Annotated in this window: 26 protein-coding genes and 1 tRNA gene; 17 read left to right on the top strand and 10 right to left on the bottom strand. The window is 72.5% G+C overall.

What is annotated here, in order from left to right:
• Positions 1-3 precede the first annotated feature (3 nt).
• On the bottom strand, positions 4-1,011 hold the full coding sequence (locus U5640_RS30170) for a beta-ketoacyl-ACP synthase 3 (protein ID WP_340379384.1): 1,008 nt from the start codon (positions 1,009-1,011) through the stop codon (positions 4-6).
• A gap of 199 nt (positions 1,012-1,210) precedes the next feature.
• On the opposite strand from U5640_RS30170, the gene U5640_RS30165 reads away from it, so the two are divergent.
• The 15 genes from U5640_RS30165 (at position 1,211) to U5640_RS30095 (ending at position 15,137) form a co-directional block, all read left to right on the top strand.
• Positions 1,211-2,713: a DHA2 family efflux MFS transporter permease subunit gene (locus U5640_RS30165; protein WP_340379382.1), complete on the top strand. Its 1,503-nt coding sequence runs from the start codon at positions 1,211-1,213 to the stop codon at positions 2,711-2,713.
• A gap of 217 nt (positions 2,714-2,930) precedes the next feature.
• Positions 2,931-4,664 (top strand): AMP-binding protein, encoded by a 1,734-nt coding sequence (locus U5640_RS30160; RefSeq protein WP_340379380.1) that lies wholly within the window; start codon positions 2,931-2,933, stop codon positions 4,662-4,664.
• Positions 4,661-5,644 carry a ribonucleotide-diphosphate reductase subunit beta gene (locus tag U5640_RS30155; RefSeq protein WP_340379378.1) on the top strand — a complete coding sequence of 328 codons (984 nt, stop codon included), beginning with the start codon at positions 4,661-4,663 and terminating at the stop codon, positions 5,642-5,644. The genes U5640_RS30160 and U5640_RS30155 overlap by 4 nt, the downstream gene beginning before the upstream one ends.
• Positions 5,645-5,676: 32 nt before the next feature.
• Entirely contained in the window at positions 5,677-5,940 is a 264-nt protein-coding gene (locus U5640_RS30150; RefSeq protein ID WP_067244326.1) for an acyl carrier protein, read from the top strand.
• A gap of 32 nt (positions 5,941-5,972) precedes the next feature.
• Complete coding sequence (locus tag U5640_RS30145; RefSeq protein WP_340379376.1) at positions 5,973-6,656, top strand: SGNH/GDSL hydrolase family protein; 684 nt, start codon at positions 5,973-5,975, stop codon at positions 6,654-6,656.
• Positions 6,656-8,305, top strand: coding sequence for a GMC family oxidoreductase N-terminal domain-containing protein (locus tag U5640_RS30140; RefSeq protein WP_340379374.1), 1,650 nt, complete (start codon positions 6,656-6,658; stop codon positions 8,303-8,305). The genes U5640_RS30145 and U5640_RS30140 overlap by 1 nt, the downstream gene beginning before the upstream one ends.
• Positions 8,302-8,673, top strand: coding sequence for an SCP2 sterol-binding domain-containing protein (locus U5640_RS30135; RefSeq protein ID WP_340379372.1), 372 nt, complete (start codon positions 8,302-8,304; stop codon positions 8,671-8,673). Before U5640_RS30140 ends, U5640_RS30135 begins: the two co-directional genes overlap by 4 nt.
• 74 nt (positions 8,674-8,747) lie before the next feature.
• Complete coding sequence (locus tag U5640_RS30130) at positions 8,748-10,010, top strand: acyl-CoA dehydrogenase family protein (RefSeq protein ID WP_340379370.1); 1,263 nt, start codon at positions 8,748-8,750, stop codon at positions 10,008-10,010.
• On the top strand, positions 10,007-10,486 hold the full coding sequence (locus U5640_RS30125; RefSeq protein ID WP_340379368.1) for a hypothetical protein: 480 nt from the start codon (positions 10,007-10,009) through the stop codon (positions 10,484-10,486). The genes U5640_RS30130 and U5640_RS30125 overlap by 4 nt, the downstream gene beginning before the upstream one ends.
• Positions 10,483-11,433, top strand: a complete 951-nt coding sequence (locus U5640_RS30120) for a hypothetical protein (RefSeq protein ID WP_340379366.1) — start codon at positions 10,483-10,485, stop codon at positions 11,431-11,433. The genes U5640_RS30125 and U5640_RS30120 overlap by 4 nt, the downstream gene beginning before the upstream one ends.
• Entirely contained in the window at positions 11,430-12,302 is an 873-nt protein-coding gene (locus U5640_RS30115; RefSeq protein ID WP_340379363.1) for a ThiF family adenylyltransferase, read from the top strand. Before U5640_RS30120 ends, U5640_RS30115 begins: the two co-directional genes overlap by 4 nt.
• A gap of 9 nt (positions 12,303-12,311) precedes the next feature.
• Positions 12,312-13,244: a diiron oxygenase gene (locus U5640_RS30110; protein ID WP_340379361.1), complete on the top strand. Its 933-nt coding sequence runs from the start codon at positions 12,312-12,314 to the stop codon at positions 13,242-13,244.
• A 17-nt stretch (positions 13,245-13,261) separates the two neighbouring features.
• Positions 13,262-13,573, top strand: coding sequence for a DUF4873 domain-containing protein (locus U5640_RS30105; protein ID WP_340379359.1), 312 nt, complete (start codon positions 13,262-13,264; stop codon positions 13,571-13,573).
• A gap of 74 nt (positions 13,574-13,647) precedes the next feature.
• A complete protein-coding gene (locus U5640_RS30100; RefSeq protein ID WP_340379357.1) occupies positions 13,648-14,415 on the top strand; it encodes a dienelactone hydrolase family protein in 768 nt (255 codons plus the stop codon).
• Positions 14,416-14,516: 101 nt separating this feature from the next.
• Positions 14,517-15,137 (top strand): helix-turn-helix domain-containing protein, encoded by a 621-nt coding sequence (locus U5640_RS30095; RefSeq protein WP_340379355.1) that lies wholly within the window; start codon positions 14,517-14,519, stop codon positions 15,135-15,137.
• A gap of 15 nt (positions 15,138-15,152) precedes the next feature.
• Here the strand turns inward: U5640_RS30095 and U5640_RS30090 are convergent, their stop codons facing one another.
• Positions 15,153-16,823 (bottom strand): BTAD domain-containing putative transcriptional regulator, encoded by a 1,671-nt coding sequence (locus tag U5640_RS30090; RefSeq protein WP_340385425.1) that lies wholly within the window; start codon positions 16,821-16,823, stop codon positions 15,153-15,155.
• Positions 16,824-16,964: 141 nt separating this feature from the next.
• Here U5640_RS30090 and U5640_RS30085 point away from each other — a divergent pair, with 141 nt between their 5' ends.
• Positions 16,965-17,522 carry a sigma-70 family RNA polymerase sigma factor gene (locus U5640_RS30085; protein WP_340379353.1) on the top strand — a complete coding sequence of 186 codons (558 nt, stop codon included), beginning with the start codon at positions 16,965-16,967 and terminating at the stop codon, positions 17,520-17,522.
• 49 nt (positions 17,523-17,571) lie between these two features.
• Here the strand turns inward: U5640_RS30085 and U5640_RS30080 are convergent.
• The 7 genes from U5640_RS30080 to U5640_RS30050 all read right to left on the bottom strand — a co-directional run bounded on the left by U5640_RS30080 (position 17,572) and on the right by U5640_RS30050 (position 21,852).
• Positions 17,572-17,644: transfer RNA gene (locus U5640_RS30080), tRNA-Ala, on the bottom strand.
• Between the two features lie 73 nt (positions 17,645-17,717).
• A complete protein-coding gene (locus U5640_RS30075; protein ID WP_340379351.1) occupies positions 17,718-18,365 on the bottom strand; it encodes a histidine phosphatase family protein in 648 nt (215 codons plus the stop codon).
• Positions 18,362-18,808 carry a ribosome silencing factor gene (rsfS, locus tag U5640_RS30070; RefSeq protein WP_340379349.1) on the bottom strand — a complete coding sequence of 149 codons (447 nt, stop codon included), beginning with the start codon at positions 18,806-18,808 and terminating at the stop codon, positions 18,362-18,364. Before rsfS ends, U5640_RS30075 begins: the two co-directional genes overlap by 4 nt.
• A 104-nt stretch (positions 18,809-18,912) precedes the next feature.
• Positions 18,913-20,655 carry a LytR C-terminal domain-containing protein gene (locus tag U5640_RS30065; RefSeq protein WP_340379347.1) on the bottom strand — a complete coding sequence of 581 codons (1,743 nt, stop codon included), beginning with the start codon at positions 20,653-20,655 and terminating at the stop codon, positions 18,913-18,915.
• 16 nt (positions 20,656-20,671) lie between these two features.
• Entirely contained in the window at positions 20,672-21,298 is a 627-nt protein-coding gene (gene nadD, locus U5640_RS30060) for a nicotinate-nucleotide adenylyltransferase (RefSeq protein WP_340379345.1), read from the bottom strand.
• 91 nt (positions 21,299-21,389) lie between these two features.
• A complete protein-coding gene (locus tag U5640_RS30055; RefSeq protein ID WP_166663481.1) occupies positions 21,390-21,554 on the bottom strand; it encodes a hypothetical protein in 165 nt (54 codons plus the stop codon).
• Between the two features lie 145 nt (positions 21,555-21,699).
• Positions 21,700-21,852 (bottom strand): hypothetical protein, encoded by a 153-nt coding sequence (locus tag U5640_RS30050; protein WP_340379341.1) that lies wholly within the window; start codon positions 21,850-21,852, stop codon positions 21,700-21,702.
• Positions 21,853-21,996: 144 nt separating this feature from the next.
• Here U5640_RS30050 and U5640_RS30045 point away from each other — a divergent pair, with 144 nt between their 5' ends.
• On the top strand, positions 21,997-23,082 hold the full coding sequence (locus U5640_RS30045) for a M48 family metallopeptidase (protein ID WP_340385423.1): 1,086 nt from the start codon (positions 21,997-21,999) through the stop codon (positions 23,080-23,082).
• Positions 23,083-23,095: 13 nt separating this feature from the next.
• On the opposite strand, the gene U5640_RS30040 is transcribed toward U5640_RS30045, so the two are convergent.
• Positions 23,096-24,163, bottom strand: a complete 1,068-nt coding sequence (locus tag U5640_RS30040; protein ID WP_340379339.1) for a hypothetical protein — start codon at positions 24,161-24,163, stop codon at positions 23,096-23,098.
• Positions 24,164-24,250: the final 87 nt, after the last annotated feature.

The following is a 24,250-nucleotide window of genomic DNA, read 5'->3' as shown; positions in this document are numbered from 1 at the left end:
CTCTCACGGGATGCGGATCACCATTCCGGCGTACGTCAGGCCCGCGCCGAAGCCGATCAGGGCGGCGAGGTCGCCCTCGGCGAGGGTTCCCGAGGTGCGCAGACGGTCGAGGGCGAGGGGGATGGAGGCCGCCGAGGTGTTGCCCTGGTCGACGATGTCCCTGGCCACGGCGACCTCGGCGGGGAAGCCGACGCTCTGCGCGACGGCCTCGATGATGCGCAGGTTCGCCTGGTGCGGGACGAAGGCGTGGACGTCGGCCGGGCCGACGCCGGAGCGGGCGAGGATCTCGCGGACGACGTCGGGCAGGTGGGTCACCGCCCAGCGGAAGACGGAGGAACCCTGCATCCGGATGACGGGCCCGACCGTCTCCGGCTCCTCCCGTACGGTGATCGCGTCCCGCATGCCGGGGTCCGTCCCCCAGACCACGGTGCCGATCCCGGGCTCCGTGCCGCGGCCGACCAGCGCGGCGCCCGCTCCGTCCGAGAACAGGAAGGCGGTCGAGCGGTCCCGCGGGTCGAGGATGTCCGACATCCGCTCCACGCCGATGACCAGGCAGGTGCGTGCCTGGCCGGTGGCGACGGACCCGGCGGCCAGGGCGAGCCCGACGGTGAACCCGGCGCAGGCGGCGCCGACCTGCCGGGCGGCCGCGGGGACGCCGAGCCGGCGGCCGATCTCGGCGGCCAGTTCACCGGGCGGGGCGCCGGAGCCCGCCGTACCGGTGTCCGACATGGTGGCGACGAGGATCTCGTCGACCTCGTCCGGGGCGACACCGGCGTCGGCGAGCGCCTTGCCGGCGGCGGTCGCGGCCATCTCGGCGAGGGTCTCCCCCGGTCCGGCGAAGCAGCGGGTGCTGATGCCGCTGCGGCGCAGGATCCACTCGGGGGACGAGTCCAGGGTGCGGCAGATCTCCTCGTTGGTGACGATCCGTCGGGGCCGGTAGGCACCGATGCCGAGCAGGGCCGCGGGGTGGCGGGCCGGTCCGGGGGCGGGTACGGCGTACGTGGGGTTCACACGGACTCCTTCGCAGCTGCTGGTTCTGCTCCTGCTTGCTCCCTTCACGGGGATTACGCACGCGGACCGCGCCACCCCCTGTGACACCCGCCGTGACGTGTCGGCGACCCTCCGCACGGATTCCGCTTGACAACTACATACCTACGGTATGTACTCACATACCCAAGGAATGTTAGTTGGGTAGTTGGAGGGATCGACAGTGACCTCAGGCACGCTTGCGTCTCGCGCCGAGCCGTCGAGTGCGGGGAAGACACTGCTGCTGACATCGGCAGCCACGTTCATGGCCTTTCTCGACACGACGATCGTCAACGTGGCCTTCCCGGCCCTGCACGAGGACTTCCCCAAGGAGTCCCTGACCGACCTGACCTGGGTGGTGACCAGCTACGGCATCCTCTTCGCGGCTCTGCTGACACCGGCGGGACGCTTCGCCGACATCCTCGGCCGACGCAATCTGTTCCTCTGGTCGCTCGGCGTCTTCAGCGCCGCCTCGCTGGCCTGCGCCCTCGCCCCGAACGTCGAGAGCCTCGTCGCGGCCCGCGCCGTCCAGGGCATCGGCGCGGCCGGCATGATCCCCGCCGCGCTGGGACTCGTCCTGTCCGAGACGCCCGCCGAGAAACGCGCCGAGGCCATCGGTATCTGGGGAGCCGCCGGCTCCATGGCCGCGGCCGCCGGACCCTCGCTGGGCGGTCTCCTGGTCAGTGAGATCGACTGGCGCGCCGTGTTCGTGCTGAACGTCCCGATCGGCCTCGCCGTGATCATGGGCGGACTGAAGCTGCCCAAGCGCGCCGTCGAGGACTCCAAGCTGCCCGACCTCCTCGGCACCGCCACGGTCACCCTCGGCATCGCCGGCATCGTCATCGGCCTGACGAAGGGCGGCGACTGGGGCTGGGACGCGGCGAAGACCTGGATCTGGATCGGCGCGGGCGTGCTCTTCGTGGCCCTGTCGCTGCTGCGCTCCCGCAGCCACCCGGCACCGGCCGTGGAGACCGAACTGTGGCGCAGCCCGATGTTCGCGGCGGCCAACCTCACGTCGTTCCTGCTGGGCGCCGGACTGTTCGTCTGGTTCCTGTCCGGGCCGCTGTACCTCACCACCATCTGGCACTACTCCGTCCTCAAGGCCGGTCTCGCCGTCACCCCGGGCGCCGTGCTCTCCGCCGTCGCCGCCATCTCGGTCGGCCGCCGGGTGCCGCCGGAGAAGCAGCGTCCGGTGATCGTCGTCTCCGCGCTCGCCTTCCTCGGACTGAGCTTCTGGGCGTACTACGGCCTCGGCGGCGAGGAGAAGTTCCTGGCCCTGTGGCTGCCGTACGGCGCCCTCGGCGGAGCGGTCATCGGTGCCGCGCTCACCAGCGTGACGACCGCCGCCTCCATCTCCGTGCACCCGCTGAAGTTCGCCACCGGCACCGGGATGAACACCACCGCGCGCCAGTTCGGCGGCTCGGTCGGGGTCGCCTCGATGGCGGCGGTGTTCGCGGCCGGCGACCTGAGCACCCCCCAGCCCTACCTGGACGCCTTCCTGCTGGCCGGCATCTTCATCGCCGCCTCCGCGGTGCCCGCCCTGTGGCTGTTCACCAAGAAGTCCATGGCCCAGATCGCCGAGACCCAGCGGCAGATCCAGGCCTACATGAAGGCGCAGGCCGAGGCCGCCGCCCAGGCCGCCGCCGCCCAGGCCGCCGACGGAACGCCCGTGGTGGACCGGGCCTGACTCCGGCTCACCTCTCGCACACCGGCCGCGACTCACACCCCCCGCGGCCGCGGCCGGTCCCGGGCGGGGCCGCGGTCTCGGACCCGCGGCCCCGCCCCACGCGTCTGCGGACGGCACCTGCCCCGAAGCCCCCGGGAAATCCCGGAACTCCCGCGAGGGGGCGGTCCCACCAGCCCGTAACACAGGACGAGAGCCCATCGGTTCATGAGGGGAATTGATGAACACAGTCCTCGACTGGCTGGACTCCCCCGCACCCGAGCGTGGAATCCACTACCACCGAAACGGCGACTGGCACCTGCGCGACTACGCCGGCATCGCCGCGGCCACCCGCAGCACGGCCGCCTTCCTGCACGCCAACGGCGTCACCAAAGGCGTCGTGTCCCTGCTGATCGAGGAGCCCGAGACCTTCGTACCGGCGTTCCTCGGTGTCATGTACGCGGGGGCCACCCCGTCCCCGATCGCCTCGCCCGTCACCTTCGGCGGCCACGAGGCCTTCACCGAGCACGCGGCCGCCGTCCTCGGCGCCGCCGAACCGGCCGCCGTCCTCACCGACGCGGCCCTGGCCCCGCTCGCCGCCACGGCGTGCGCGAAGGCCGGCACGGGCACACCCCTCGTGCTGCCCGACCCGGCGGAGCTGCCCGCCGCCGACGCACTGGCGCGCCGCACCGCGGACCTGGCGCTGCTGCAGTTCACCTCCGGCTCCAGCGGCACCCCCAAGGGCGTCCGGGTCACCGGCGAGAACCTCACCGCCAACGTCCGCGCCATCCACGGCTGGCTCGGCGTGAGCAGCGAGGACTCCTGCTCCTCCTGGCTGCCGCTCTACCACGACATGGGCCTGATCGGGACGTTCCTGGGTTCCGTCGTGGCCCAGATCGACCTCTGGCTGATGAGCCCGGTCGACTTCATCCGCTCCCCGGCGCGCTGGCTCGACTGTCACGGCCGGCACGGGGTGACCATCACCACCGCCCCCAACTTCGGCTACGGATACGCCACCTCGCGGGTCCGGGAGGAGGAACTGGCGGGGACGGACTTCTCGGCCTGGCGGGTCGCCATGAGCGGCGCCGAACGCGTGGACGCGCGGGTGGTCGCCGACTTCACCGCGAAGCTCGCCCCGTACGGCTTCGACTCCCGGGCCCTCACGCCCTGCTACGGCATGGCGGAGACGACCCTCGCCGTCACCGGCGTACGTCCCGGCACGGGCGCCCGGATCGTCCGCACGGCGGGCCCGCTCGCCACCGGGGCGCCGGTGACCGTCACCGACACGGGCGTCCTCGGCGTCGACCGCCCCGAGGACCCCGCGCGCTGGATCGCCGCCTGCGGCACCCCGGTGCCCGAGACGGCCGTGGACGTCGTCGACGAGGACGGCGCACCGCTGCCCGAGGGCACGTTCGGCGAGATCAGGGTCCGCGGGACCTCCGTGGCCGACGGGTACCAGTCGCCCGATCCGGCGGCGAGCGCACCCTTCGGCGCGGACGGACTGCGCACCGGCGACGCCGGGTTCCTCCACGACGGCGAGCTGTACGTCGTCGGGCGGATCGGCGACAGCCTCAAGGTCCGCGGCCGCAAGGTGCACGCCGAGGACGTGGAGGCGGCGCTCGTCTCCCTGCCCGGGGTGCCGCCCGGCCGCTGCGCGGTGGCGCTGGGCACCCTCGACGGCCGCGGCGGCGCCGTGGTCGTCGTGGAGGCCCCCGGCGAGGAGTGGCTGGAGGCCGTGACCGGCGTCCTGCGCTCCGCCCTGGACACCACCGTCGAGGTGACCGTGGTCCGGGCCCGGCGCGGCACCATCCCGCGCACCTCCAGCGGCAAACCGCGCCGCCGGCTGCTGTGGCGTCAGGCCGCCGAGGGCACCCTCGCCGGCGACGTACTCCGCGCCCCGCACCCGACGCACCGCCCGGCACCACCGACCGCACCGCAACCGACCGCGACACACCTGGATGGGGCAGCGACATGAGCGTCACGACCGCCGGGCTGGTACTCGACGTCACCGAGACCGCCCCCGAAGCCAGCGCCGAACAGCGCGGCAGGCTGGCGAACTCCGCCGACCTGTACCGCCGTTGGGAGCGCCAGCAGTGGGCCGTCGCCCAGGTCGCGCCCGCCGGGGACGCGCGGACCTGGCAGGCGCTCAGCCCCTTCTCCCGCGGCCAGATGCTCGGCTCGCTGGCCGAGCTGGAGGTGGGCGAGGTCACGGTGACCCACACCCTCGGCGCCCTCATCGAGGCGCCGCCCACCGAGGACGACCGGATCTTCCTGTGCACGCAGCTCGCCGACGAGGCCCGGCACGTGCGGTTCTTCCAGACGTATCTGGAGGACGCGTGCGGTGCCTCGCTCGACGAGGCCGAGGACGGCGCCGACTACGCCGAGGTGTTCGCGCCGGTGCTCACCCGGGCCACCGACGCGGTACGGGCCGACCACGGGGACCGCGAGTCCTGGTACCGGGCGCTCGTCTACTACCACCTGATCACCGAGGGCGTCCTCGCGGCGACGGCGCTGCGCACCACCCGTTTCCTCGCCAGGCGGCTGAAGCTGGACGCGCTGGAGGAAGGGCTGACGAACGTGACGCGGGACGAGTCGCGGCACGTCTCCTTCGGACTGCGCGCCGCCCAGGACGGGGTCGCCGGCGGCCACGCCCAGGTGGTGGAGGACGCGCACTTCGAATCGCTGGGCGCCGCCGCCTGGGTGCTGATCGGCCCCTCCCGGCACAACCCGTCCCCGGCGATCCGCGCGGCCCTGCTCAGCCGCGCCGCCCAGCTGCGCGGGAGCGTCGAGATAGCGCGGGAACGCCTGGTGAAGCAGTTGCGCCTGGTCGGTCTGCCGCACCTGGTGGAGAAGGCGGGCGACGCCTGGGACCTCGCGATCGACACCGCCCTCGACGCGTACGAGGAGCGCTGGAACGCGCCGCACCCGATCCGCGCGGCCGCGGCCGCGGCCTGACGACCACACCAGCAGAAGGGGACGAAAGAGACATGGACAACACCACACTGCGTGCGCAGGTCCGGCGGATCGTCGGGGAGATGAGCCCCCTGGGCGCTCGCGAGGCGCGGTCCGAGGACCGTCTCGTCGAGGAGCTGGGCTACGACTCGCTCGCCGTCATCGAGCTCTCGCTCCGCATCGAGCAGGAGTTCGCGCTGGTCGACCTCGGCACGGGCGGCACGCCCGACATCACGACGGTCAAGGACATCGAGGACTTCGTCGACCAGCAGCAGGCGGTGCCGAGCGACGCCGCCTGATCCCACCCATCCCAGAGAGGTACCACGAGAAGATGACGACCCACGATCTGCGCAGTGAGGCGGACGACCCGCTGGCGCTCTCCCACGACGAGTCGGTACGGCTGCTGCGCGGGGCGCCCTGGCAGCGGCTCGCCGTGATGGGCGACAGTTTCGCCGCCGGTCTCGGCGACCCCAGCCCGGGGTACGCCAGCGTGCCGTGGCCGGAGCGGGTCGCGGCCGCGCTCGGCGCCGGCAAGCCCGACTTCGGCTACCTGAACACCGGGGTCAAGGGCAAACGGGCCGCCGCGGTGCGCGCCGAGCAGCTGGAGCGGATCCTGGCCTTCGCACCCGATCTCGTGAACGTGGCGGCGGGCGGCAACGACCTGTTCGACGCCGAGCCGGACCTCGACGGCGTCGAGGCCGACCTGGACGCCATGTACGGGGCCCTGCGCGCCCAGGGCGCGGACGTCTTCGCGTTCACGGTGACCAACGTCTTCGAGTCGGTACCGGAGCTGGCGGTCTTCAGCGACCGTACGGCGGCCCTGAACGACCGTATCCGCGCGGTGGCCCGGCGCCACGACGCCGTCCTCATCGAGATGTGGCACCACCCGGTGCGGCTGCGCCCCAGCCTGATGAGTGGCGACGGCATCCACTTCGCGATGGAGGGGCACGCCGCCCTCGCCGCGGAGATCGTGAAGGCCCTCGGCTCCCGGATACCGGACCGGACGGAGGGCTGATGGGCGGCGACCGTACGGTACGCCACATCGTCGTCGGCGCCGGTTCGGCCGGCTGTGTGCTGGCCGACCGGCTGAGCGCCGGGGACGACGGAGAGGTGCTGCTGATCGAGGCCGGCGGCCCGGACCGGCGCGCCGAGATCAGCATCCCCGCCGCGTTCCCCGCGCTGTTCGGCTCCTCGGCGGACTGGGGCTACCGTACGGTCGCCCAGCCGGGCCTCGACGGCCGCGCCCTGAACTGGCCGCGCGGCCGAACCCTGGGCGGCTCGTCCTCCCTGAACGCCCAGATCTGGACCCGCGGCCACCGCGCCGACTTCGACGGCTGGGCACAGGACGAGGGCTGCACGGGCTGGTCCGCGGCGGAGGTGACGCCGTACTTCACCCGCGCGGAGGACCGCTCGGGGATCGACGGCTCCGGTGCGGGCGGTTACGGCTCCGGTGGGCCCATCCGGATCGAGGACCTGCGGGACCCGAGTCCCGCCACCGCCGAGTTCCTGGCCGCCTGCGCCGAGGCCGGGCTGCCCCCGCTGGACGACGGGCGGCCGCTGGAGCCGGAGGGGGCCGGGCCGGTGCGGGCGACCCAGCGCGGTGGCCGGCGGTGGAGCGCGGCCGACGGGTATCTGCGGCCCGCCGCACGCCGGGCGAACCTGACCGTCCGCACCGACGTCCGCGTCGAGCGGGTCCTGATCGAGAACGGCCGCGCGGTCGGGGTCGCCTGTACGACACCGGACGGTCCGTGCGTCGTGCGCGCCGAGGGCGAGATCGTCCTCGCGGCGGGCGCGATCGGCTCCCCCCAGCTGCTCATGCTGTCCGGGGTGGGCGACGCGGACGAGCTGCGCCGGCACGGCATCGCGGTGCACGCCCACTCGCCCCGGGTCGGCCACCGCCTCGCCGACCACCTCTACGTACCGCTGGCCTTCGAGGCGAACGGCCGGGTCACGCCCGGTGTCACCGACCCGCAGGAGGAGATCGGGGCGTTCCTGCGCGGCCGGCGCGGCCGGCTGACGTCCAATCTCGCGGAGGCGGTGGCGTTCCTGCGCAGCGACCCGCACCTGGCGGCGCCCGACCTGGAGTTCGTCTGGATGCTGGTGCCGTTCCTCGACCAGGGGAAGGCGCCGCGCACCCATGGCGTCACCCTCGGGGTGGTCCTGCTGCGGCCGCGCAGCCACGGCACGGTCCGGCTCGCCTCGGCCGACCCGGCGGCCCACCCTCTGATCGACCCGCGCTATCTGTCCGACCCCGACGGCGACAACCTGCGCGTCCTCGCCGAGGGCGTGCGCCGGGCCCAGCACGTCCTGACCCGGCCCGCGCTCGCGGCCCGCCTGGGCAGGCCGCTGACGCCGGGTGCGCTGGACCCCGCCCCGGCGACGGTGCACACGGTCACCCGGACGTACGCGGAGACCCTGTACCACCCCGTCGGCACCTGCGGCATGGGGGCGGGCCCCGAGTCCGTGCTCGATCCGGAGCTGCGGGTGCGGGGCGTGTCCGGGCTGCGGGTCGTCGACGCCTCCGCCCTGCCCTCCCTGCCGCGCGGCCACACCCACGCACCGACCGTGATGCTCGCGGAGCGCGCGGCCGAACTGATCCTGGCCGCCGGCTCCACCCCCCGACCGACCACAGCAACGACCTCACGAAAGGCAGTACGACTGTGACCGTCCAGGACCCGCAGCTGTTCATCGACGCCTTCCGGGCGGCCCTCGCCGACGCCGAGTTCGCCACCCTGCTCAAGGAGCGGGACTTCTCGCTCCAGTTCGTCGTCACCGGCGCCGCCGACGCGGCCTTCCTGCTGGACTCCGACGGGGTGCACGAGGGCACCCCGCACCCCGCGAGCCTGCGGCTGGAGGTGCAGGCGGAGGCGCTGCACCTGATCCTCCTCGGGCAGCTCGGCGTGACGCACGCGATCGTCGCCCGCCGGCTCGTCGTGAAGGGCCCGGTCGCCCGGTTGCGTTCGCTCGCCGACTACCTGCCGGTGCTGGGGCGCGAGTACGCCCGGCTCGCCCTGGCGCCCGCCGCCTCCTGAGCGGCGGTCGCGGCCGCCGTACCCCCCTTCGCCCGTCACCACAGCAATTCGCCCACCACAGAAAGCGGACCACTGTGATCGCCACCACCACGACCGTCGTGCCGAACGCCCCGACCCTGTCCGATCTGCGCGCCCTCGACGCGGCGGCGATGCCGTCGATGTTCCGGCTCCCGCCCGAGGTCGAGGAACTCCGTGACGAAGTGCGCGAGTTCGCGCAGACCGTGGTGAAGCCACGGGTCCTCGACAACGACCTCGCCCCGGCCGACGACTTCGACTGGGAGATGGTCGAGGCCGGCCACCGGCTGGGCCTGCTGCGGCTGACCATGCCCAAGGAGTTCGGCGGCCGCGGCATGGGCGTGCTCGGCGTGGCCGTCGCCATGGAGGAGCTGGCGTCGGTGTGCGCCAGCACGGCGCTGATCTTCGGCGCCTCCCTGCTCGGCCAGACGTCGGTGCTGTTCTCCGGCGACCAGCAGCTCCAGGCCCGGTTCCTGCCGTCCTTCCTCGGCGACAAGCCGGTCCTCGCCTGCAACGCCATCACCGAGGAGATCGCCGGCTGCGACCTGCTGATACCGGAGCACGCCGAGCTCGCCGAGGACGTGATGACGGCCCGCCGCGACGGCGACCACTTCGTCCTGAACGGCGTCAAGCGCTTCATCACCAACGGCAAGGTCGCCGAGTGGGCGGCCGTGTTCGCCAACATCGAGGGCCATCCCGGCGCGACCGGGCTGACCGTGTTCATCGTGCCGCTGGACAGCGAGGGCGTCACCCGGGGCGCGGTCGCCGACAAGATGGGGTACCGGGCCTGCCTCGGCACCACGCTCCACTTCGACGACGTCCGGGTGCCGGAGGAGAACATCGCCTTCGGCGAGGGCGGCGCGTGGAACTACCTCACCCTCCAGTCCAACCAGGCCCGTTCGATCGTCGCCGCGATCTCCACCGGGGTGGCCCGGGGGGCCTTCGAGATCGCCAAGGAGTGGGCGGGCGAGCGGGTCCAGGCCGGGAAGCCGCTGTACGAGCACCAGTTCACGGCGCGCAAGCTCGCCGAGATGTCCTCGAAGATCGAGGCCTCGCGCCTGCTGTACCTCCAGGCGGCCTACCAGGCGGACAACATGCTGCCCGCGCCCGTCTACGGGCCGGCCGTCGCCAAGCTGTTCGCCGACCGTGCGGCGATCGAGGTGGCCGAGGAGGCCATGTCGATCGTCGGGGCCCGCGGCTACTGCCGTGACCACGCGGTGGAGAAGCTGGTCCGCGAGTCCTTCGGCGCCCGCATCTACGAGGGCACCCCGGAGGTCCTGGCCCTCGCCGTCACCGGCGCCCTGTACGGACGCCGGCTGTGACGGCGCCCCGCACGACGGGCCGTACGACGGGCGCCTCGACGGGCCGCCGGACGCGGACCGCCCCCACGCCGCCCACCACCCGGCCCCGGACCGGCCCCGCGCCCCTGGCTCCCCGGCCGCGGACCGCCCAGGTGCCCCCGGCTCCCCGGACGCAGGCCGCCCCGGCACTCGCGCCTCCGCAGGCGCGGGCCACCGCCGGCCGGCCGACGTCCGCACCAGGGGGCACCACCGCCCCGTCGTCCCCTCCGCCCCCCGTGGGTCTCTCGGCCCCGGGTGCCCGCGCCGCCGCCGCGCTCTCCGCGACCCGCTACATCGAGGCCACCCTGGCCACGGCGGCCCGCTTCTCCGGACTGGTCCTGGACCTGACGCCGGAGCCGGAGCCGGAGCCGGAGCCGGAGTCGGAGTCGAACCGAGAGCCGGGACCGGCGCCGGGGTCCTCGCCGGAGGCCCCCGGTCGAAGGGAGGTGTCGGTATGAGTGCCCCGACCGTCGCAGGCGGAAGGGCGGTCGCCGGGGACCCGGTCCCGGACGAGGACGCCCGCCGCGCCCGCTATGTCGCGCACGTGCTGGCGCTGCACGACCGGATGAGTCTCGCGGGTCTGCCCGAGGAGGCCGAGCCGCTGTACCTGGCCCGCAGGCCCGACGGCCTCACCGTCGTCGCCGTCGCGCAGTCCCGGCTGCCGGAGCGCTACCGGCTGGCGATCTACGGCTTCCGGCTCGCCCAGTACCTCAGGTCCCGTTTCGCCAGCGACCGCGTGGCCTTCGCGCGCGGTCTGTTCGCGGAGCCGCTCGGTGTGGGGCACGGCGAGGAGATCCACGTCATCGGCATGGAGGAGCGGTCCGGGGCGATCCTGCGCTACGTGTCGGTGATCGGCACCACCGACGCCGCCCCGCTGCCCGTGGCCCACCCGGACCGCGCCCGCTTCCCCTGCGAGGTCGCCCACGGCATCAACCTCTTCGACCACGTGCCCCTGGACGAGCCGGTGACCGGCCACGAGGTGTGGGAGGTCAAGCGGCTGATGCAGCGCCCCTCGGAGCGCGACACCTCCCCCGCCCGGCGGCTGCGGCTGTCCCTGGAGCTGATGCTCGGCTTCTACACGGTGCTGGCCGGTCTGTCGCCGCAGCCCAGGCTCCTGGTCGGCGACGGCGAGGAGGGCCTGGCCGTACGGCGGCTGACCCGCAGTCTGAAGGACATCACCGTCATCGAGGGCACGAGCCCCCGCCTGCCGGAGGACGACCTGCTCTTCCCGGCCTACGTGGAGCGCGCGGTCGTGAAGCCGTTCGTGGCCCGCGTCCCGCACGGCGCGGAACTGGATCAGCTCGTGGGCTGGCTGGCCCGCGCGCTGGACGCGACGAATCCGCTGGCCGGTTTCCAGCAGCTGGTCGGCCAGGTCTCGGGAGAGATCCGGAGGGTGAGGATATGAGCACCACCACCGCGCAACCCGCGCCGACGGTCCCGGCCGGCGTCCCCGAGGAACCGGAGTCGTACTACCGGTCCCTCACCGAACGCAACCGGGGCCTGATCCCGGCCCCCGTGCAGGAGCGGCTGCGCACGGCCACCGTACTGGTGGCGGGGTGCGGCTCGACGGGCGGCGCGGTCGTCGAACCGCTGGCCCGGCTCGGCACGGGCAACTTCGTGCTCGCCGAGCCGGGCACGTACGAGCTGAACAACCTCAACCGGCAGAGCGCCGGCTACGCGGACATCGGCCGCAACAAGGCGGAGGTGGCGGCCGAGCGCATCCGGTCGGTCAACCCGCACGCCGGAATCCGCGTCGACACCGCCGGCATCCGCCCGGACGCCCCCGAGCTGCTCCTGGACGGAGTGGACGTGGTGGTCGACGGGGTGGACGTCACCACGCTGGGCGGCTGGCGGGCGAAGTACGCCCTGCACACCGCGGCGGCCCGCCGCCGGCTGCCCGTGGTCTCCGGCTACGACCTGTCGGGCACCCAGCACGTGCGCCACTACGACTACCGCGCCGAGTCCGTCCCGCTCGCGGGGGCGATCGCCGAGGAGGACATCGCCGAGGACGCCCTGTGGACGCTCCTGCTGCGGGTGATCCCCCGCGAGATCGTCCCGGCGGACCTGATCGCCGACGTCACCGCGCACCGCTCGGAGCCCGACTACAGCGTCCCCCAGCTCGTCTACGCGTCGCACCAGTTCGGTGTGCTCGCGGCCCGCTACGTGGTGGAGATCCTGGCCGGCCGCCCGGTCCGGGAGCAGATCACGGTGGACGTGCACCGGCTCGTCTCGGCGGACACCCCTTCCGACCCCACCCAGCGCACACAGGACTGAGGAGCCTCGATGACCACCGCAACCGACCGTCCGGGCCGCCGCTCGGAGGACCCGCTGGTCCGGCAGACCAAGAAGGCCGCACAGCTGCTCGTCGCGTCGGCCCGCCACTCCTACGACCCGCGGGTGGACGTCAACTGGGACGAGCCCCTGGAGGAGGGCAAGTGGTTCCTCCCGGAGAAGCGGATCTCGCTGTACGGGACGGAGCTGTACGACTCGCTGAGCCTGGAGCAGAAGCTGCTGCTCAGCCGGGAGGAACTGGCGTCGTCGCTGGCGGCGGGCGTGTGGACCGAGCACATCCTGCTGCACCTGGTCTCGCGCTACGCCTACAAGCGGGACATCACCAGCCCGCAGGTGCAGTTCGCGCTGACGGAGGTGGCGGACGAGGTACGCCACATGATCATGTTCGCCCGGCTGGTGGAGAAGACGGGGACGGAGTTCTACCCGCTCAACCCGAAGACCCAGCGCAGCGGGCTGCTGCTGAAGACGTTCGCGCCGGTGCCCGCGCTGTGGGCGATGCTGCTGCTCACCGAGGAGTTCTTCGACCGCTTCCAGCGCGAGCAGGCGGCCGACGAGACGGTGCAGCCGCTGGTGCGCACGGTGGCCCGGATCCATGTGGTGGAGGAGGCCCGGCACATCAGCTTCGCCCGCACCGAGCTGGAGCGCTTCGTCCCGACGCTGTCCAAGCGCCGGCTGGAGCTGCTGCGCAACTTCCTGGCGGCCGTGGTCAAGTCCGTCCGCCGGGACCGCTACAACCCGCTGATGTACGAGCGGGCCGGTCTGGACCCCAAGGCCGCCGTGGAGGCGGGCCGCTCCAACCCGATCAGCAAGGCCAACGGCGGCTACGGAGCCGAGCGGATCGCCCCCTACTACCGGTCGCTGGGTCTCATCGGCGGCCGCTCGGAGAAGGTGTGGCGCGAGGCCGGTTGGCTCAAGGACGCCTAGATTCAAGGGAGTTGACCGTGGAGGATGAGGGGTACGAGGGTCTGGCGGTGCTCGTCGTGGAGGGCCGCACGGAGTTCACCCTGCGGGCCACGCTGATCGGCGGCTTCCAGCCGCTCGACGGCCGCTACCGCTGGTACGGACGGCTGGAGGCGCACGAGGAGCTGACCCGGCTGGTGGGCGACCGCAGCGCCGGAGTGGAACTGCGTACGACCGAGGGCCACGCGGTCGGCCGTATCACCGAACCCGATCTGTGGAACCGGTACCGGATCGAGGGCACGAGTGTGCCCCCGTTCCGGGTTCCGTTCGGACTCGACGAGGTCGAGCCGTAGAAAACCCGTTCTTTTCAAGAATCCCGAACGCCCCGAAACAAAAAGGCAACAAACGCGACGGAGGCCCCCGGCCCATGTGCTTCGACGAAGACGCCGTTCCACCCGTACCGCGGAATCCGGACGCCGTGATCGACAGCGGCTATCTGGAATTGACGGCGAAGGACGGAAACACCTTCGCCGCTTTCTCCGCGGCGCCCGCCGACGGGACCGGAACGGCCGTCGTGATCCTTCCCGACGTACGCGGCCTTTACGGGTTCTACACCGAACTGGCCAAACGCTTCGCGGAGAACGGCGTGCGGGCCCTGGTCATCGACTACTACGGGCGGACGGCGGGCGTCGGCAGGCGTGAGAAGGACTTCCCGTACGCCCAGCACATGGCCAAGCTCAGCCCCCGCGAGCTCTACGCCGACCTGGCCGCCGGCGTCGCCCATCTGCGCTCCGAGGAGGGCGGCGCCGCGCGCGCCGTCCTCACCGCCGGCTTCTGCCTCGGCGGCCGGCTCGCGGTGATGGCGGCGGCCGGGGGCCTGGACCTGGCCGGGGCGATCGGTTTCTACTGCTGGCCCGCCGACGGGCCGGACGGCTCCCCCGGACCGACCCGCCGGGCCGCCGACCTGGCCGCACCGGTGCTGGCGCTGATGGCCGGGGACGACCCGGGCATCCCGCCCGCGCACGTGAGCGCCTTCGAGGAGGCCCTCGCCGCGGCCGGCGCCGACCACGAGGTGGTCACCTACCCGGGCACCCCGCACAGCTTCTTCGACGCCCAGCGCGACGCCTACGCCGACGCCTCGGCGGACGCCTGGGCCCGGGTGCTGCGCTTCACGGCGCGGGTGGGCGCCGGCTGAGCCGGGCCGGCACCGGCCGGAACACATACGTATGGTTGGAATGAAAGTGCGTGTAACCTGGAAGGCCAGGCTGAAGGCGGTCCGACCCGGGAAGTGTGAACATGCCCACGACTCGTACGAGAACACGTCTGACGCAGCGTGAGCGGTCCGACGGCACCATCGAGGAACTGCTGCGCGCCGCTCGCACGCTGTTCGCCGAGCGGGGGTACCACGCGACGTCGCTGGACGCCGTCGTCGAGGCCGCCCATCTCACCAAGGGCGCCCTCTACCACCACTTCTCCGGCAAGCAGCACCTCTTCCGCGCCGTGTACGAGCGCGAACAGAGCCGGCTGGCCCACATCGTCGCCGAGGCCTACCTGGACGCCGCCGAGCCGGACTCCTGGGATGCCGTGTACGTGGGAGCGCGGGCCTTCCTGGTGGAGGTCCTCGCCACCGACGTCCAGCGCATCAACCTGCTCGACGCGCCGGGCGCGCTCGGCACGGAGGAGCTGCGGGAGATCAACACCGGCTGTCTGAAGATGATGGAGGAGGGCGTCCGGCGCGCCACGGAGAAGGGCTACATCGCCCCGCACTCCGTGACCTCCCTGACCCATCTGCTCTACGGCGGCCTGTGCGAGATGGCGATGGCGGTGGCTCGCGCCGAGGACCAGCAGAAGGCCCTCGACGCGAGCCTCACCGAGCTGCGCCTGCTCTTCGACGCCCTGGCGGTGCCGCGCCACTGACGCCCGCGGGCCCGCTCACCCGGCCCCGACGGCTCCGGCCGCCATCGCCTCCGCCAGGTCCGCGAGCGGCAGACACGGCCGCACGAGCGCGTGTTCCGCCGCCTCGCTCAGCGCCCGCGGAGTGCGGCGGCACAGCTCGATGATCCGGGCCACGCCCTCCGGTTCGGCCGCCACCCGCCGCTCGCCGAGGATCCCGGCCAGCATCCGCCGCGCCTGCTGGGCGCTCAACTCCCGCAGCCGTACGGCACGCAGGCCGCCGAGTCCGTCGAGGCGGCCCGCGTCGCGCGTGGTGACCAGCAGCGCACCGGCGGAGGGGCCCGGCAGGAGCGCCGCCAGCTGATCGGCCGAGGCGAGGTCGTCGAGCACCACGAGCAGCTTCAGCTCCCTCAGGACCCGCTGCCCGAAGGCCACCGGATCGCTCTCCGTCCGCGGCACGGTCACCCCGAGGCTGCGCAGCACGAACCGCAGCACGTCGTCGGCGGACGGGGCCCGCTCCCGGGCCGGCACCGCACGCGGCGCGGGCAACGGGACGGCGGGCGGCCCGTCCTGCCGCGGCGCGCCCGTGGTCCGCGCGCCCGGCCACGCCCTCCCCTGCCGCCCCTCGGCGCCGCTGCCGTGCAGGGCCACGAAGATCTGCCCGTCCGGGAAGCGATGGGCGACCCGGTGGGCCCACTGGACCGCCAGGGCCGTCTTGCCGATCCCGGACGGCCCCTCGATGACCCGCGTGGGCGGACGGCCGTCGTCCGCCGTGACGAACCCGTCCAGCATGGCCAGTTCCTGCTCCCGGCCCACACACCGGATGCCCCGCGGCAGCTGGCGCGGCACGGTCGGCGCCACCTCGGCCGCCGACGGCACGGCCACCACCTCGGTGTCCCCGCGCAGGATGCGGGCGTACAGCTCCCTGGTCTGGGGAGCCGGGTCCACGCCCAGCCGGTCGGCGAGCCTGCGGCGCAGGGCGTCGAACGCCTCGACCGCCTCGGCGCGCCGCCCCGAGCGGTGCAGCGCCGTCATGAGGTTGCGGATGACCAGCTCGTTGTCGGCGTGCTGGTCGGCGAGCGAGTGCAGTTCGTCGAGCAGCCCGAGGTGGTTCCCGAGCCGCAGCTCGGCCTCGTGGCAGGCGACGAGGGCCGACACCCGTTCGCGTTCCAGCAGCCGCCGGGTCCGCTCGGCCCACTCGCCCTTGAGTCCGCCGAGCGCCCTGCCCTGCCAGGCGTCGAGCGCCTCCCGGAACAGCAGCACCGAGGTGCGGGTGTCCGCCGCGCCACGGGCGGCCGCCACGATACGGCGGAAACGGCGCAGATCGACGGAGTCGGGGTCCACCTCCAGGGTGTAACCGCCGTTGCGGCGGCGCAGGGTGGCACCCGCTCCGCCTCCGCCGTTCTCCAGGGCGCCGCGCAGCCTGGATATATAGGAATGAATCATGTTGCGGGCCGACTGCGGCGGTTCGGCCCCCCAAGCCCGGTCGATGAGTTCGTCGGGCATGACGACTTCATTCGCACTCACCGCGAGCATGGCGAAGATGCAACGCTGTCTGGCCTGCCCGAGTTCCACCGGGCTTTCCCCCGCGGCCCGATACTCCACAGGCCCCAACAACTGAACAAGAACCACGCTCCCACTCCCCCGGGTGTGCGCTGTCTCGGATCGTTGTGCCCCGACGCGATCGACTTCGTACTGACGAACGAACATCGTCATCATGAGGCATTTCTTGATTTTCACTGAACGGCGTCCGCGACGCCCGTGGAACGCGCCCATGAATGCGTCAAGGTTTTCGACACCGCGCCCGCCGAGGGTGTCCTCACCACCACGACCTCGCCCGCGGGAGCTGCTGTGACGCGCACGTCGTCCGACACTTGCACCGACGCCACTCTCACCGAGAAGCACCGGGACCACCGCCGCTGGGCCCTGGTGCTCGCCGAGCGCGAGCGGCTGCTGCGCCTGGCGAAGGGCCGGCTGGGGCGCTCGGCGGACGCAGAGGACTGTGTCCAGGAGGCCATGATCCGTGCCGTCACCTTCGAGGCGCTGGACGAATCCAGGGTCGCTGCGCTCCTCACCACGATCACCCTGCGCCTGTGTGTGGACCAGCAGCGCGGCACCCAGCGCGACCGCCGGCTGGCCGACCGGGCCCATCTGCTGCACCGCAACGATCCCGGCACCGGTTCGGAGGTCGAGCACCGCACCTGCGAACGGGCGGCGGGCGCCTGGCTGCTGACCCAGGTCCCGGCACTGGGCCGCCGGGAGCGCGAGGTGCTGCTCGCCCGGGCGCGCGGTCTGAGCACCGCGGAGACGGCGACCGCGCTGCGGATCACGTACAAGTCGGCGGAGAGCGCCTTCACCCGGGCCCGCAGCCGGATGCGCAGCGTGTACCACGAGGAGATGGCCCGTTGAACGGGAAGGACCCCGTCCGATCTGTCGATCGGACGGGGTCCCGTCGCTGTGGAGCTAAGGAGAATTGAACTCCTGACCTCCTGCATGCCATGCAGGCGCTCTACCAACTGAGCTATAGCCCCATCTGTTCTTCCCGCTCCCACGGGCCGAACAAGAAGAACTTTAGCCTGCGACCTGCCGGAAAGCGAAATCGGCTCAGTCGTCGTCGCCGAGCACCGGTTCCGGCAGGGTGCCGGCGTTGTGTTCGAGCAGCCGCCAGCCGCGGGCGCCCTCGCCGAGGACGGACCAGCAGCAGTTGGAGAGGCCGCCGAGGCTCTCCCAGTGGTGCGCCTCCAGACCGAGGAGGCGGCCGATCGTGGTGCGGATGGTGCCGCCGTGGCTGACGACGACGAGCGTGCCGTCCTCGGGCAGCTTCTCGGCGTGCCGCAGCACCACGGGCGCGGCGCGGTCGGCGACCTCGGTCTCCAGTTCGCCGCCGCCGCGGCGGACCGGCTCGCCGCGCTTCCACGCCGCGTACTCGTCGCCGTACCGGTCGACGATCTCCTCGTGCGTGAGTCCCTGCCACACGCCCGCGTAGGTCTCGCGCAGGGCCTCGTCGTGGGCGATCTCCAGACCGGTGAGCGCGGCCAGCTCGGCGGCGGTGGCCGCGGCGCGCGAGAGGTCGGAGGCGACGATGGCGTCCGGCCCGAGGGAGGCCAGCAGCCGGGCGGCGCGGCGGGCCTGGGCCACGCCGGTCCCGGTCAGCTCGACGTCCGTGGTGCCCTGGAAGCGGCGCTCCACGTTCCACGCGGTCTGGCCGTGCCGCCACAGGATGACGCGCCGGCCCCGGCCGGGGGCGCTCACCGCGGGTCCCCGAACTCGGGGGTGTCGTCCTCCTCGGCCCGCAGCTTGGCGTACTCCGCGGCCTTGCCCTTGGTGGCCTGCGCGTCCTCGGGCAGCTCCAGCTCGGGGCAGTCCTTCCACAGCCGCTCCAGGGCGTAGAAGACGCGCTCCTCGCTGTGCTGGACGTGGACGACGATGTCGACGTAGTCGAGCAGGACCCAGCGGGCCTCGCGGTCGCCCTCGCGGCGGACCGGCTTGGCGCCGAGCTCCTTCTGCAGCCGCTCCTCGATCTCGTCGACGATCGACTTGACCTGGCGGTCGTTGGGCGCGGAGGCCAGCAGGAAGGCGTCCGTGATCGACAGCACATCGCTGACGTCGTAGGCGATGATGTCGTGCGCGAGCTTGTCGGCGGCCGCCTGCGCGGCGGTGGTGATGAGCTCGATGGAGCGGTCGGTGGCGGTCACTACGTGGCTTTCCGTCGGCGGTCGTTTGACCTCAAGGGTCTCACGGACCGCCGACGGCCCCCCACGCCATCAAGGGGGCTACGGCGGGGAGCTACGACTGGGGGCTACGACGACGAGGGCTCGTAGTCCTGGCCGAGGACCACAAACACGTCGGCGTTCCCGGAGACCTTCCCCTTCTTCACGGCACCGGTGGGCAGGCCCAGGGTCTTGGCGACCTCGGTGGCGTTCTCCTTGTCCGCGGCGTCCGCGTACAGCACCTGGGAGGCGGTCTGCGCGGCCGAGGCCGTACCGCCGTCCAGGAAGGTGAAGCCGCCGTTGAGGAGGACCACGCGCGCGTCCTCGGTGTCGGACTTGGTGCCGCTGGCGTTCTGCACGGAGACGCTGACGGCCGCGTCCTTGTCGGGGCTCTTCGCGGTGCCGCCGAGGACGTCCTTGACGACGCTCTCGCTCTCCTCGGCGCTGAGCGTGCCGTCCGCCCGGACCGGCAGCAGGGCGGTCCTGTAGTCGCCGCCCTTGGCGAGGTCGGAGAGCTTGGCGAGGAAGGTGCCGAGGTCCTTGTCGGTGAGGGAGGGGTCCAGGATCTGGGCGAGGGTCTGGACGGTGACGGTCGCCGCGCCCGGGTCGGAGGAGACCTTGCGCAGGACGCCCTGCATGACCTGGCCGAACCGCTCCAGCTGGGCGTTCTGGGCCTCGCCGGAGGCGCGGTAGGTGGCGTAGGCGACGGCCATCTTCCCGCTGAGGGTCCGGTCCTCGCCCTTGCTGACGAGGGGAGCCTGTCCCTTCTTCTTGGCGGCCGGGTCGGGGACGTCGGTGTCGGTGTCGACCTCGATGTTCCCGACGAGGTCGACGAGGTTCTGCAGATAGGGGGTGTCCAGCCGCCAGGTGCCCTCGATGTCGGTGCCGAGGACGGTGTCCAGGGCGTCCCGGGTGCCGTCGGAGCCGTCGTCGTCGACGGACTTGGCGAGGGTCGTGGTGGTGCCGTCGGTGTCGGTGAGGACGAGGGAGTTGGGCAGCAGGACGGTGGTGCCCCGCTTCGTGGTGGTGTTGTCGACGAGCAGGGCCGTGCTGGTGCCGCCCCCGGAGGTGTTGTGGAGGTGGACGACGACCACGTCCCGCTTCTGGGCGGCGCTCGCGGTGGTGGTGCCCGCCTTGGAACCGGAGGACGACGACAGTCCGGGCAGCTTCCCGGCGAACCAGAGGTAGCCCACGCCGCCGACCGCGACCAGGGAGAGGACCACGGCGAGCGCGACCAGCCGGCCGCGGGCGCGGCGCTTGGCCTCCTCACGGCGCTCGGTGCGGTTCTCGGTGAAGTTCAGCCAGTCGATGACGTCCTCGGAGTCGGCGTCGGGCTCCTCCACGAACGCGAACTGCGCGGTGTGGTACTCCCGCTCGTCCCGCTCCGGGCTCTGCTCCGGAGCGCGCTCCCCGGTCCGCTCGGCGGTCTGCTCCGGAGCGCGCTCCCCGGTCCGCTCGCCCGTCCCGTCCTCGGCCGGTCCGGCCTGCTGCGGGATGTACGCGGTCTGCTCGGCGGCGCGGGGCTGCTCGGACTGCTGCTGTCCGCCGACGACGGTCTGCCCGTAGGGGTCGTAGGGGGCGTAGCCGGCACCGGTCTGCTGCACCCCGGTGCCGTACGGGTCGTACGGGGGTGCCTGCTGGGCGCCCTGGGCGTACGGGTCGTACCCGTAGCCCTGCTGGGTCTGGTACCCCTGCTGCGCGTAGGGGTCGTAGCCCTGCTGCTGGGGCGGCTGGGCGGGCGTGACCTGCCGGTAGATCGGCTGCCCGTACTCGTCGTAGCCGACGAGCTCGTACGGGTCGGACCCGTACCCCGCGTCGTATCGGTCGTTCACCGGTACCCCTCTCGGCTCACTCGCCGCGGTACAGCTCGCGCTTGTCGATGTAACGCACGACTCCGTCCGGCACCATGTACCAGATGGGGTCCCCCTTGGCGACTCTCGCACGGCAGTCCGTCGAGGAGATGGCCAGCGCGGGAACCTCCACCAGGGAGACGCCGCCCTCCGGGAGACCGGGGTCCGTGAGGTGGTGGCCGGGCCGGGTGACCCCGATGAAGTGCGCCAGGGAGAACAGTTCCTCGCTGTCGCGCCAGCTCAGGATCTGGCCGAGGGCGTCGGCACCGGTGATGAAGAAGAGGTCCGTGTCGGGGTTGAGGGCCCGCAGGTCGCGCAGGGTGTCCACGGTGTAGGTGGCACCGCCGCGGTCGATGTCGATGCGGCTGACCGAGAACTGGGGGTTCTCGGCGGTCGCGATGACCGTCATCAGATAGCGGTCCTCGGCCGGGGAGACCCGGCGGTGGCTCTTCTGCCAGGGCTCACCGGTCGGGACGAACACGACCTCGTCCAGGTGGAACTGCGCAGCGACCTCGCTGGCCGCCACGAGGTGTCCGTGGTGGATCGGATCGAACGTTCCGCCCATGACGCCCAGGCGGCGCTTGCCCGGGTTCGACCGGCCGGTAGGCATGTCCTGCTCTCCCATGCGTGCAGACCCTACCGGCCCGTCCTGAGGGCACCGGCCGGCCGATGCCCGAAGTACCCCGGTATCCACCCCGGTATGAACACGGTGCGCCTCAGCGGTCGCGGTTGAAGCGCGTGGTGACCCAGAGCAGGAGCATCAGGATGATGAAGGCGCCACCGCCGGTGAGCAGCGGGTTCAGGCTCTCGTGGTTGCCACCGTGCTCCTCGCCCTCGGCGGCGAGGGTGACCAGCTGGGCGGCGGCGCTGTGAAGGCTCATCTTCGGGACGACCTAACCGATGGGGGTCCCCCCGCTCGAGCGGAGCCGAGAGTGGGGGAGGGCGGGATAAAGATGTCGGCCCATCGTAAGGGGGGCGCTCGGCGGCGATCACGCCGACTCCGCCAATGGGAACCTTCCCGCGGGCTCAGTCGTCCTTCCGCTTGTAGCCCCGCAGTACGAACCACGCGGTGAGCGCACAGCCCAGGATCATCACGATCAGTACGACACGGAGAAGGTTCCCCGCCCCCTGCTGCTGGGCGGCCTCGGTCAGCCAGGCGGCCGCGGGGTACTGCTCCATGGTTCGGGACTCCTTCGGTGTAGTGCCCGTCCACGGTAACTCCGCCTAGGCTGGGCTCGGCTTCGGGGGCGCAAAGGGCCGCACAAGGGTCCGCAAAGGGCGGGCCGCACGACGAGGGCCACACAGACGCACATGGGGGAGTACATGTCCGACGACGGCCGCCAGAACAACGGCTCCGAGAACGTGCCGAGCAGGCAGCGCACCCGGTTCCCCGGGATCTCCTCGCGCGCGTACGAGCACCCGGCCGACCGCTCCGCCCTGGTGGCGCTGCGCAAGCTGAGCGGGTTCGACACGGTGTTCAAGGCGCTCAGCGGGCTGCTGCCCGAGCGGAGCCTGAGGCTGCTGTTCCTCTCCGACTCGGTGCGGGTCTCCGACCAGCAGTTCACGCACCTCAACGACATGCTGCGGGACGCCTGCTACATCCTGGACCTGGAGAAGGTCCCGCCGATGTACGTCAACCAGGACCCCCAGCCGAACGCGATGTGCATCGGCCTGGACGACCCGATCATCGTGGTCACCACCGGTCTCGTCGAGCTGCTCGACGAGGAGGAGATGCGGGCCGTCATCGGCCACGAGGTGGGCCACGCCCTGTCCGGGCACGCGGTGTACCGCACGATCCTGCTCTTCCTGACGAACCTCGCCATCCGGGTCGCCTGGATCCCGCTGGGCACCGTCGCGATCATGGCGATCGTCACGGCGCTGCGCGAGTGGTTCCGCAAGTCGGAGCTGTCCGCCGACCGCGCGGGCCTCCTCGTCGGCCAGGACCTGCAGGCCTCGATGCGCGGCCTGATGAAGCTGGCCGGCGGCAACCACCTGCACGAGATGAACGTGGACGCGTTCCTGAAGCAGGCCGAGGAGTACGAGGAGAGCGGCGACCTGCGCGACTCGGTCCTGAAGATCCTGAACGTCCTGCCCCGCACCCACCCCTTCGCCACGGTCCGGGCGGCGGAGCTGAAGAAGTGGGCCGAGTCCCGCGACCACCAGCGGATCATGGACGGTCACTACCCGCGCCGCGACGAGGACAAGAACACCTCGGTCTCCGACTCCTTCCGTGAGTCCGCCTCCCACTACGCGACCACCGTCAAGTCCTCCAAGGACCCGCTGATGAAGCTGGTCACCGACATCGCGGGCGGCGCCGGCGGTCTGGGCGGCCGGGTCCGCCGTGGCTTCGACGGCTTCACGAGCACGCCGGGGCGGGACGAGGAGCCTCCGGCGGAGAACGCCCAGTAAGGGCGGATCGAGCTCAGAACCTCGGTTCCGCGCTCGGGGCCAGCACCCCGCACAGCCCCACCGCGCTGCCGGCCGTATAGGGATCGGTCCCGGCCGGACGGCCTGCCGCCGTCCGGCCGGCCAGCAGCGGCCGCAGCCGGTTCGCGGAGTCCTCCGCGCAGGACAGCGGCCCCGCCTGCACGGTCGCCGCGACGATCTGCGTCTGGCGGGTCCGCAGGTCCTCCCGGTCGAACCGGAACAGCAGCTCACGGCGGACGGTGAACAGGGAGGCCGGCGCCTTCGCGTCGGCCCCGGCCGGGCGCAGCGCGTACACGAAGGTGTGCTCCGCGGCGACCTCCAGCGTCGCCGGGTCGGTCTCGGTGACCGTCAGCCCGCCCTGGACCCGGATCTTGCGGTCGGCCAGCTCCACCCGGGCGGGGTCGAAGCGCACCAGCCAGCCGGTCGGCGCGTGCCGCCCGTCGGCGGCCGGCCGGCTGAAGCTCTCGTCGAACTGGTCGAGCTGCTCGGCGGCGATCAGCCCGCGCACCGGCTGCACCTCCTGCCCGGTGAGCACCTCCGGGTAGAGGGAGGAGCGCACCAGGTACTCCTTGGCGGTGGTCAGGGCGGTGACGACCTGGCTGTCGGAGAAGTGCGCGGTGCGCCGGGCCGGCGGCAGCGGGATGCCCTCGGCGCCGACGCGGAACTTCGCGGCCGGGCTGTGGGCGAACAGCGAGGCGGTGTCGGCGGTGCCGGGCACCGCACCCTGCGGGGCGAGGGGGACGACGGTCATCCGCAGGGGGTCCACGGCCCGCCGTGCGGCGGAGCTCTGGTACGGGTTGCGCACGCCCATGTAGATCGCGGTGCCGAAGGCGACGGCGATCAGCAGGACCAGGACCAGGGCCTGCCGGGACAGACCCCGGTGCAGGGGCGGGCGGCGGCGTACGGCGGGCGCGTGGTCGGCCATCCGCTCCAGGGCCGAGTACTCCTGGAGGCGGGCAGCGCGGACGAACGATTCGTCGAAGACGACGGATCGGTACTCGTCCTCTCCCCCTCCGGTAGCGCCCTCGGGGGTTCCCTCCGGTGGGTCGCCAGGCCCGCTCATACTTTCAGGGTAGGTCGCGCGGGGCTCGGGTAAACGCCCCGCTGCGCGACAAGTTCTGACAGGTTCTCACCAGGTTCGCCGGGTCGG

The organism is Streptomyces sp. SS7, from assembly GCF_037993025.1.
GTDB lineage: Bacteria > Actinomycetota > Actinomycetes > Streptomycetales > Streptomycetaceae > Streptomyces.
Note: the sequence above shows the minus strand (reverse complement) of the source record. Positions and strands in the feature narration are given on the sequence as shown.

Bases quoted from the DNA above. Each gene is read 5' to 3' on its own strand.
- U5640_RS30140 (WP_340379374.1), top strand. From the start codon at position 6,656: ATGGGCGGCGACCGTACGGTACGCCACATCGTCGTCGGCGCCGGTTCG.
- U5640_RS30050 (WP_340379341.1), bottom strand. From the start codon at position 21,852: ATGGAGCAGTACCCCGCGGCCGCCTGGCTGACCGAGGCCGCCCAGCAG.
- U5640_RS30095 (WP_340379355.1), top strand. From the start codon at position 14,517: ATGCCCACGACTCGTACGAGAACACGTCTGACGCAGCGTGAGCGGTCC.
- U5640_RS30150 (WP_067244326.1), top strand. From the start codon at position 5,677: ATGGACAACACCACACTGCGTGCGCAGGTCCGGCGGATCGTCGGGGAG.
- U5640_RS30145 (WP_340379376.1), top strand. From the start codon at position 5,973: ATGACGACCCACGATCTGCGCAGTGAGGCGGACGACCCGCTGGCGCTC.
- U5640_RS30100 (WP_340379357.1), top strand. From the start codon at position 13,648: ATGTGCTTCGACGAAGACGCCGTTCCACCCGTACCGCGGAATCCGGAC.
- U5640_RS30160 (WP_340379380.1), top strand. From the start codon at position 2,931: ATGAACACAGTCCTCGACTGGCTGGACTCCCCCGCACCCGAGCGTGGA.
- U5640_RS30115 (WP_340379363.1), top strand. From the start codon at position 11,430: ATGAGCACCACCACCGCGCAACCCGCGCCGACGGTCCCGGCCGGCGTC.
- U5640_RS30110 (WP_340379361.1), top strand. From the start codon at position 12,312: ATGACCACCGCAACCGACCGTCCGGGCCGCCGCTCGGAGGACCCGCTG.
- nadD (WP_340379345.1), bottom strand. From the start codon at position 21,298: ATGGGAGAGCAGGACATGCCTACCGGCCGGTCGAACCCGGGCAAGCGC.
- U5640_RS30040 (WP_340379339.1), bottom strand. From the start codon at position 24,163: ATGAGCGGGCCTGGCGACCCACCGGAGGGAACCCCCGAGGGCGCTACC.
- U5640_RS30090 (WP_340385425.1), bottom strand. From the start codon at position 16,823: ATGTTCGTTCGTCAGTACGAAGTCGATCGCGTCGGGGCACAACGATCC.
- U5640_RS30155 (WP_340379378.1), top strand. From the start codon at position 4,661: ATGAGCGTCACGACCGCCGGGCTGGTACTCGACGTCACCGAGACCGCC.
- U5640_RS30055 (WP_166663481.1), bottom strand. From the start codon at position 21,554: ATGAGCCTTCACAGCGCCGCCGCCCAGCTGGTCACCCTCGCCGCCGAG.
- U5640_RS30120 (WP_340379366.1), top strand. From the start codon at position 10,483: ATGAGTGCCCCGACCGTCGCAGGCGGAAGGGCGGTCGCCGGGGACCCG.
- U5640_RS30045 (WP_340385423.1), top strand. From the start codon at position 21,997: ATGTCCGACGACGGCCGCCAGAACAACGGCTCCGAGAACGTGCCGAGC.